The organism is Streptomyces sp. Je 1-79 (assembly GCF_025195125.1).
In the GTDB taxonomy this organism is placed as follows: Bacteria; Actinomycetota; Actinomycetes; order Streptomycetales; family Streptomycetaceae; genus Streptomyces.
Map to the genome: position 1 here is coordinate 185,119 of NZ_JAMGSL010000003.1, position 7,444 is coordinate 192,562.

8 protein-coding genes and 2 tRNA genes are annotated in these 7,444 nt (G+C 72.1%); 7 read left to right on the top strand and 3 right to left on the bottom strand.

The window, feature by feature from the left end:
- The first annotated feature begins 34 nt into the window (after positions 1-34).
- The 3 genes from rsfS (at position 35) to M5362_RS06205 (ending at position 1,283) form a co-directional block, all read left to right on the top strand.
- A complete protein-coding gene (gene rsfS / locus M5362_RS06195; protein ID WP_260226312.1) occupies positions 35-475 on the top strand; it encodes a ribosome silencing factor in 441 nt (146 codons plus the stop codon).
- On the top strand, positions 472-1,125 hold the full coding sequence (locus tag M5362_RS06200) for a histidine phosphatase family protein (protein ID WP_260226636.1): 654 nt from the start codon (positions 472-474) through the stop codon (positions 1,123-1,125). Before rsfS ends, M5362_RS06200 begins: the two co-directional genes overlap by 4 nt.
- 85 nt (positions 1,126-1,210) lie before the next feature.
- Positions 1,211-1,283 (top strand) — tRNA-Ala (locus M5362_RS06205).
- Positions 1,284-1,353: 70 nt separating this feature from the next.
- On the opposite strand, the gene M5362_RS06210 is transcribed toward M5362_RS06205, so the two are convergent.
- A complete protein-coding gene (locus M5362_RS06210) occupies positions 1,354-2,241 on the bottom strand; it encodes a helix-turn-helix transcriptional regulator (RefSeq protein ID WP_260226313.1) in 888 nt (295 codons plus the stop codon).
- Positions 2,242-2,335: 94 nt separating this feature from the next.
- On the opposite strand from M5362_RS06210, the gene M5362_RS06215 reads away from it, so the two are divergent.
- The 3 genes from M5362_RS06215 (at position 2,336) to M5362_RS06225 (ending at position 4,281) form a co-directional block, all read left to right on the top strand.
- Positions 2,336-3,769: an MFS transporter gene (locus M5362_RS06215; protein WP_260226314.1), complete on the top strand. Its 1,434-nt coding sequence runs from the start codon at positions 2,336-2,338 to the stop codon at positions 3,767-3,769.
- 77 nt (positions 3,770-3,846) lie between these two features.
- Entirely contained in the window at positions 3,847-4,044 is a 198-nt protein-coding gene (locus tag M5362_RS06220; protein ID WP_260226315.1) for a hypothetical protein, read from the top strand.
- A 3-nt stretch (positions 4,045-4,047) separates the two neighbouring features.
- The gene (locus tag M5362_RS06225) at positions 4,048-4,281 is read left to right on the top strand and encodes a hypothetical protein (protein ID WP_260226316.1); all 234 of its coding nucleotides are present in this window, start codon (positions 4,048-4,050) and stop codon (positions 4,279-4,281) included.
- Here M5362_RS06225 and M5362_RS06230 read toward each other — a convergent pair.
- Positions 4,260-5,486, bottom strand: a complete 1,227-nt coding sequence (locus tag M5362_RS06230; RefSeq protein WP_260226317.1) for a glycosyltransferase 87 family protein — start codon at positions 5,484-5,486, stop codon at positions 4,260-4,262. The two genes, M5362_RS06225 and M5362_RS06230, sit on opposite strands and share 22 nt — an antisense overlap.
- Before the next feature lie 120 nt (positions 5,487-5,606).
- Between M5362_RS06230 and M5362_RS06235 the strand changes: the two genes are divergently transcribed.
- Positions 5,607-5,679 (top strand) — tRNA-Ala (locus M5362_RS06235).
- Positions 5,680-5,740: 61 nt separating this feature from the next.
- On the opposite strand, the gene M5362_RS06240 is transcribed toward M5362_RS06235, so the two are convergent.
- Complete coding sequence (locus tag M5362_RS06240) at positions 5,741-7,318, bottom strand: NADH-quinone oxidoreductase subunit NuoF family protein (protein WP_260226318.1); 1,578 nt, start codon at positions 7,316-7,318, stop codon at positions 5,741-5,743.
- Positions 7,319-7,444 lie beyond the last annotated feature (126 nt).

A 7,444-nucleotide genomic window follows, 5' to 3' on the forward strand; every position in this document is an offset into this window, starting at 1 on the left:
TGATGTGTCTCTGACCGCCGACGAAAGCCTGCTTGTGACCGCCACGGATCGTTCCATCGAGCTCGTCAACGCCGCCGCCCAGGCGGCGGCCGACCGGCTCGCGCACGACATCATCGCGTACGACGTCAGCGATGTGCTGTCGATCACCGACGCCTTCCTGCTCGCCTCCGCGCCCAACGACCGCCAGGTCAAGTCGATCGTCGACGAGATCGAGGAGCGGCTCAACAAGGAGCTCGGCGCCAAGCCGGTCCGCCGCGAGGGCGACCGCGACGCCCGCTGGATCCTCCTGGACTACGTCGACATCGTCGTCCACGTCCAGCACAGCGAGGAGCGGGTCTTCTACGCCCTGGAGCGGCTCTGGAAGGACTGCCCCGAGCTGCCCCTCCCCGAGGACGCCCTGAAGACCCGCGGCAAGGCCGCCGAGCACGCCGAGCTGACGGGTGCCGCCGAGGGGACGGACGGTGAGCTGAGCTGAGCACGACCAAGGGCGGCAGCGGCCGCCGCATCGTTCTGTGGCGGCACGGTCAGACCTCGTGGAACCTGGAGCGCCGCTTCCAGGGCTCCACGGACATCGAGCTGACCGAGACCGGCGTCGCCCAGGCGCGCCGGGCCGCCCGGCTGCTCGCCTCGCTCAAGCCGGACGCGATCATCGCCTCCGACCTGAAGCGGGCGGCGGCCACCGCGGCCGAGCTGGCCGCGCTCACCGGTCACCCCGTCGCGCACGACTCCGCCCTGCGCGAGACGTACGCGGGGGAGTGGCAGGGGCTGACCCACGACGAGATCGTGGGGCGGTACGGCGAGCAGTACGCCGCCTGGAAGCGCGGCGAGCCCGTGCGCCGGGGCGGCGGCGAGCTGGAGACGGAGGTCGCCGACCGGGCGGCCCCGCTGGTCCTGGAGTACGCCGACAAGCTGCCCGAGAACGGCACGCTCGTCGTCGTGAGCCACGGCGGCACCATCCGCACCACCATCGGCCGGCTCCTGGATCTGGAGGCGCGCCACTGGGAGAGCCTCGGCGGGCTCTCCAACTGCTGCTGGTCGGTCCTCGGCGAGGGCGCCCGCGGCTGGCGGCTCATGGAGCACAACGCCGGCACGCTGCCCGAGCCGGTCCTCGGCGACGACGACTGAGCCGCCCGCCGACCCGGATTTCACTTTCCGGCAGGTCACAGGCTAAAGTTCTTCTTGTTCGCAGCGCGGAGCGCGAAGAACACGAGGGGCTATAGCTCAGTTGGTAGAGCGCCTGCATGGCATGCAGGAGGTCAGGAGTTCAATTCTCCTTAGCTCCACAGTCACCGGATCCCGTCCCCTGTCAGGGGGGCGGGATCCGTCGTTTCCGCCACGGCCGCCGGCCGTCCGTCACGTCCAGGTGTCGACTCCCTCGACGCGCAGCACCTCCATCGCCCCGCGGCTCTCCTCGTCGTTCGGCGTGTAGGCCACGATCCGGCACTCCGGCATCCCGTTGATGGAGAGCGACACCGACGTCATCCGCAGCTCTCCCACCGCGTCGTGGCGGAAGGTCTTCACATGGCTGCCGGGCGGGACCACATCGCCGCTTCGCCACATCCGCGCGAACTCCGGGCTCGCTTCCGAGAGCCGCCGGACGAACGACTCCCACACGGGCTCGCCCACGTGCCGACCGTACGCGCCGCGCATCTGGGCGACCATCAGCGGCAGCTCGCGCTCCTTGTTCACGACCGGACAGCGATGGTCGGCGATCGTGAAGAGCGTCCAGAGCACGTTGCGGACACCGGGCCGCACGGCCTCCGGGACGGAGAAGAGCACGCGGTACGCGGAGTTGGTCGCGAGCACGTCGTACCGGCTGTTGTAGACGACCGCCGGATGGGGTGTGAGGGCGTCGAGGATGCCCTGGATCTCCGGGCTGACCACGTCCACGTCCTCGGCGCCGTGGTCGGGCGCGAAGGGCACCTCCGCCAGGTGGTACAGATGCTCCCGCTCGGGCCGGTCGAGCCGGAGGACGCGGGCGACCGCGTCGAGCACCTGGGCGGAGGCGTTGATCGGACGCCCCTGTTCCAGCCAGGTGTACCAGGTGACGCCGACGCCGGAGAGCTGGGCGACCTCCTCGCGGCGCAGCCCGGGCGTACGGCGGCGCAGGCCGGGCGGCATGCCCACGTCCTCCGGAGCCACCCGGGCCCGGCGGCTGCGCAGGAACGCGGCCAGCTCGTGTCTGCGGCGCTGCGGTGTCGGTGTCGGTGTCGGTGTTGCCAAGGTCGTCACACCCCCCATGGTCGAGTCCCCGTGCCGCCGTTGCCAGGTGGTGTCAGTACCAGCATCAGCGGGCTCTCGTTACCCGTATCGGATCGCCGTCACGCTGTCACTCATGACGACGACCACAACACGTCCCGTACTCAGTAAAGAGGGTGGCACTGACAAGCGGCCGCGGCTGCTGCTCGCGGTGCTGCTCGCCGCCCAGTTCATGGCGCTGCTCGACGTGTTCATCGTCAACGTCGCCGCGCCCACCATCCGCACCGAACTCCACGCCTCCGGAGCGGGACTTCAGCTCGTCGTCGCCGGATACACCATCGCCTACGCGGTCCTGCTGATCACCGGCGCGCGGCTCGGCGACCGGCTCGGCCACCGCAGGACGTACCTCGGCGGACTCGCCGTCTTCACCGCCGCCTCGCTCGCCTGCGGACTCGCCGCGGGAACGGGCCAGTTGATCGCCTTCCGGCTCGTCCAGGGCGCGGGGGCGGCCCTGATGATCCCCCAGGTGCTCAGCCTCATCCAGCGGAACTTCACGGGGGAGGGCCGTGTCCGCGCGCTGAGCGCGTACTCCGCGGTCCTGGCCACCGGCGCGGCCGCGGGGCAGGTCGCCGGCGGCGTTCTCGTCAGCGCGGATCTGTTCGGCAGCGGCTGGCGGCCGGTCTTCCTCGTCAACGTGCCCATCGGAGTGGCCCTGCTGGCCCTGGGCGCCCGCTTCCTGCCGCGCGACGCACGCACCGAACCGGAACGCTCCCGCTCCCTCGACCTGCCCGGCCTGGTCCTGCTCGCCGCCGCCGTCTCCCTCCTGACCGTGCCCCTGGTCCTCGGGCAGGAGGAGGGGTGGCCGCTGTGGTCCTGGATCTCGCTCGCGGCCTCCGCGGTGGCCCTCGCCGCCTTCGGCGCGTACGAGTCGCGGCTGGCCCGCCGGGGCGGCGCACCCCTCATCGCCCCGCGCGTCCTGCGGGTCCCCGGCATCGGACGGGCGGCGTTCCGGATCGGTGTGGCGATGGCCGTCAACGCCGGGTTCCTCTTCACCATCACCCTGCACCTGCAGGGAGGGCTCGGGTACAGCGCCCTGCGCGCCGGGCTGACCTTCGCCCCGGCCGCCGTCGTCTTCGGCGTGATCGGTCTCACCTGGCGGCGCTGGCCCGCCCGCGCGCAGCGCTTCCTGATCCCGGGAGGATTCCTCACCGCCGCGGCGGCCGCCCCGGCCATGGGAGGCCTCCTCAAGGGCGGCGACTCGGGTGGCTGGCTGCTCTACCCCGCCCTCGCCGCCATGGGCGGGGGGCTCGCGCTGGCCTTCAGCCCCGCCCTGACCGGCGCGCTGGCCGGCGTACGGCCCGAGGACGCCGCCGACGCCAGTGGTCTGCTCGCCACCGTCACACAGCTCGGCCAGCTGATCGGCGTGGCGACCTTCGGCACCCTCTTCCTCGGCCGGCTGCACATGCCAGGGGCGTTTGGCTCCGCGGACGCGCTGTGGGCGTGCGCTCTCGCACTGGCCGCCGCGTCGATCTTGGGCGCGTCGAGCGCTCTGGTACGCCGAGCCCGCTGACCCCCTTGCGGGGCCATGGCAGAATCGGACGGCCGGAGGGGAACGAGGGTCCGGACGGAGGGGAGTGCGCGTTGGCCGTGAGTGGTGCCGAGGATGCCGAGGCCCATGCCGTCGCCGAGCCCGCCGCGGTCCCTGACGCGGTCCGCGTCGCCGTCGAGGGGGACGGATTCCGGATCGACTGCCCCTCGTGGGGTTCCGCCCAGGTGGCCCACATGCTCGGTGACGACGGCGGAGTGTTCTATGTGTGCACGCCCTACGCCCACAGCTGGAGCTGAGTGATGGGTGCACACAGGCGGAAATGCGACTGGTGCGGCAGCGGTACGCCCATCGTCCGGGACATGGACCCGGTCAACGCCGAGTACCAGTACTGGTGCGAGGAGTGCGCGCGGGCGCTGATCATAAAAGGCGATCCGATCGAGACCTACCGCGAGCTCGAAGGGGAACCGATCTACGGTCGCCTCCTCGACGAGCACTGCACCCTCAAGCGGTTCTACTCCTTCGCCACCGCCTGACGCCGCGGCGTGAGGGCGTACCCCACGAACAGCGCCGTCATGGTCAGCGGGTAGACCGCCGACAGGAGCATCTGGCCGGCGTTCTGGTCGAGTTCGGGACGGCCCGGGTCGTGCGGCACCCACCACAGCGCGAACGAGGCGAAGACCAGCGCCACCGCCCCCGCGGTCCAGGCCGGGCGCACCCGGTCGCGGCGGTCGACCAGCAGGACGAGCAGCGGGACGCACCACACCCAGTGGTGGGACCAGGAGATCGGGCTGATCATCAGCGCCGTGACCGCGCACACCACCACGGCCAGGGCCTTGTCCCCGCGTAGCGCCGCCCGTACGGCGAGCACCATCGCCGCGCCTCCGAGCACCGCCGCGGCCAACGCCCACCACATGCCGGGGTCGTCGGTGTGCATCAGCCGGGCGAGCACGCCGCGCAGCGACTGGTTGGCGGTCTCCTCGGCGAAGCCGACCCGGCCGGTCTCGAAGAGCGTCTCGGTCCAGAAGCGCCTGGAGTCGTACGGCAGGATCAGCGCGCCGGCCAGAGTCGTTCCGAGGAACACCGCCGTCGCCGTGGCGGCCGTGCGCAGCCACTGGTTCCAGCGCCGCTCCCGGCGCCACTGGAGCAGGCCTGCGGCCAGCAGGAACACCACGAACAGACCCGGTGTGAGCTTCACCGCAGTCGCCAGACCGATGCCCACGCCCGCCCAGCGGTTTCCCTCGCGGCGTGTGAAGTCCCACAGCACGGCCACCGCGATGAGCAGGTTGATCTGCCCGTACCGCAGCGTCGTCCACACCGGCTCGCACCAGACGACGACCGCCGCCACCCAGAACGTGGTGCGCCACAGCCGCGCGCCCGACAGGGACGGACGGACCAGCTGAAGGGAGAGCTGGACCAGCGCGACGACGAGGAGCAGGTTCCCCGCGGTCGCCAGCGTCCGCATCAGAGGGACGCCGACGAACGTCAGCGGCACGAACAGCAGCCCCGCGATGGGCGGATAGGTCATGGCGAGGTTCGCCGAGGTGGCGCGCATCGCGTACAGGTCGCCGCCGGCCCGGACCGTCTCCCCCTCGGCCCGGTAGACCATCACGTCGAGCATGTTCACGTGGGCGAGCCTCTGGGCCACCCAGAAAGCTATGAACGACAGGAGACAGGCCGCCGCGGCGGTGGCGAGAGGCCACTGGCGGGCACGGGTTCTGGCGAGCACGGACACGGTCACAGAGGGGGACCCTACCCGGCGTCGTCGGAGCCCCAGGGAAACGATTTGGTGATCCCACGGGGAGCCGGTTAATGTTCTGTCTGTCGCCGCGGGGGAAACCCGGAGCGGGACGGACAGCACGGGGCTATAGCTCAGTTGGTAGAGCGCCTGCATGGCATGCAGGAGGTCAGGAGTTCAATTCTCCTTAGCTCCACAGAACGAAGAAGCGGACCATCCGGATCGGATGGTCCGCTTCTTCGTCATGGGCCGGGGTGTCAACCCCTGCCGCTGCCCAGTGCCTTACGGCCACCGCTCGGCGGCAGGGCCGGCCGCTCCTGCGGCGGCTGCTCGATCCGGAGCGCCAGCGCGGGACAGCGGCGTACGGCCCGCTGCGCCCGGCCCCGCAGATGCATCGGCACGGAGGCGTCGGCGAGCGCCGGATAGCCGTCCGGGCCCAGCCTGATCAGCTCCGGCACGATGTCCGCGCACAGCCCGTGGCCCTGGCACAGCGTCCAGTCCACGGCCAGCTTCTCGCCGCTCGGGATCGACTCCTCCGCGTCCTGGTAGCCAGGCGCGGGCAGCGGGAGCACACCGACGGTCGGACGGCCGCAGCCGCCGTCGAGGACGTGCGCGGCCAGGTCGTCCGTGAAGGCCGAGAGGGTCGACGCGAAGAAGCGGGCCGAGCCGTCGGGGTGCTTGCACGCGCCCCGGCCCTTCACCGCCTGGGTGACCTCCCGCAGCGCCTCCAGCGCGGCCGGACCGCCCCCGTTCAGCACGTCGGAGAGACCGCCCGCCGCCGCGGGCAGCCCGAGACGGCACGGTCCGCACTGGCCGGCCGTCTCCGCCGCCAGCCAGTTCGCGACCCGCAGCGACTCCCCGAGCGGGCAGGTCTCCGGGCCGATCGGCAGGATCGCCCCCGCGCCGAGGGCGCCTCCGACGGCGGCGAGGGAGGCGCGCGAGACGACGGCGTTGTCGACCGAGACCGAGTCGATCCAGTTGCCGTGGTAGCCGCCCGTCAGGACGCCCTGGGGGAGCAGCGGGGCCCCCGCCAGCTGGAGCACGTACCGCAGAGGGACGCCCGTGGGCACCTCGACGACCATGGGGCGCGCGACCGCCCCGGAGATCGTCAGCAGGACCGTGCCGGGCTCCGACTCCAGTCCGGTGTGTCCGTAGCGGTGCGGTCCGATCCGGGCGGCCACGGCCAGCTGCGCGAACGTCTCCGCGTTGGACAGCAGCGTCGGCGCGCCTCCCACGCCCGACTCGGCCGCGCGTTCCCTGCGGCCCGGCGGCAGGGCGGGCCCGCCGCCGATCGCGCGGATCACTGCCGACGCCTCACCGGAGACCATGCGCTCGGGAGTACGGATGACACGCGCGCGTAGAGCCTGTCCACGCCGGTCGGAGAGGCCGCGTTCGGCGAGCGCGGACCGGATGGAGATCTCCGTGGAGTTACGGGTCACGGCCACGATCAGTGTCCGGGCGCCGAGCGCCTCGGCGGCCAGCAGTGCGCCGTCCAGGATGAGGTGCGGGGCGCGGTTGAGCAGCACGGTGTCCTTGCGGCAGGCCGGCTCGCCCTCGCTGCCGTTGACGACGACCACGGGGCGTATGCCGCGGCGGATCGCCGCCTTGCCGACCGCCCTGAGCTTGCGGCCGAAGGGAAAGCCCGCGCCTCCACGGCCGTGGAGGGATATGTCGTCCGCGAGCTGGGCGAGCTGCTCGCCGCTCATGGGATCCAGCGGCCCGTGCACCTTCAGGTGCATGGCGAGGCCGAGCCGCTCGACCAGGTCGAAGCCCTGGGTGAGCTGAGGCAGGCCGACGACACGGACCTCGGGGACGTCGGGGAGCGGGGCGTTCACGGGCGGTCTCCTGCGGGTGCGGTCCACGGCTCACCAGCGGGAGGCGGGGTGGCGTAGGTCGGCATCGGGGGCGGGGTGTCGTATGCCGACGCCTGAGGCGGGGCGGCGTACGTGGGCATCGGGGGC

Coding starts and splice junctions, on each gene's coding strand:
- M5362_RS06210 (WP_260226313.1), bottom strand. CDS start 2,241: ATGGGGGGTGTGACGACCTTGGCAACACCGACACCGACACCGACACCG.
- M5362_RS06215 (WP_260226314.1), top strand. CDS start 2,336: ATGACGACGACCACAACACGTCCCGTACTCAGTAAAGAGGGTGGCACT.
- M5362_RS06225 (WP_260226316.1), top strand. CDS start 4,048: ATGGGTGCACACAGGCGGAAATGCGACTGGTGCGGCAGCGGTACGCCC.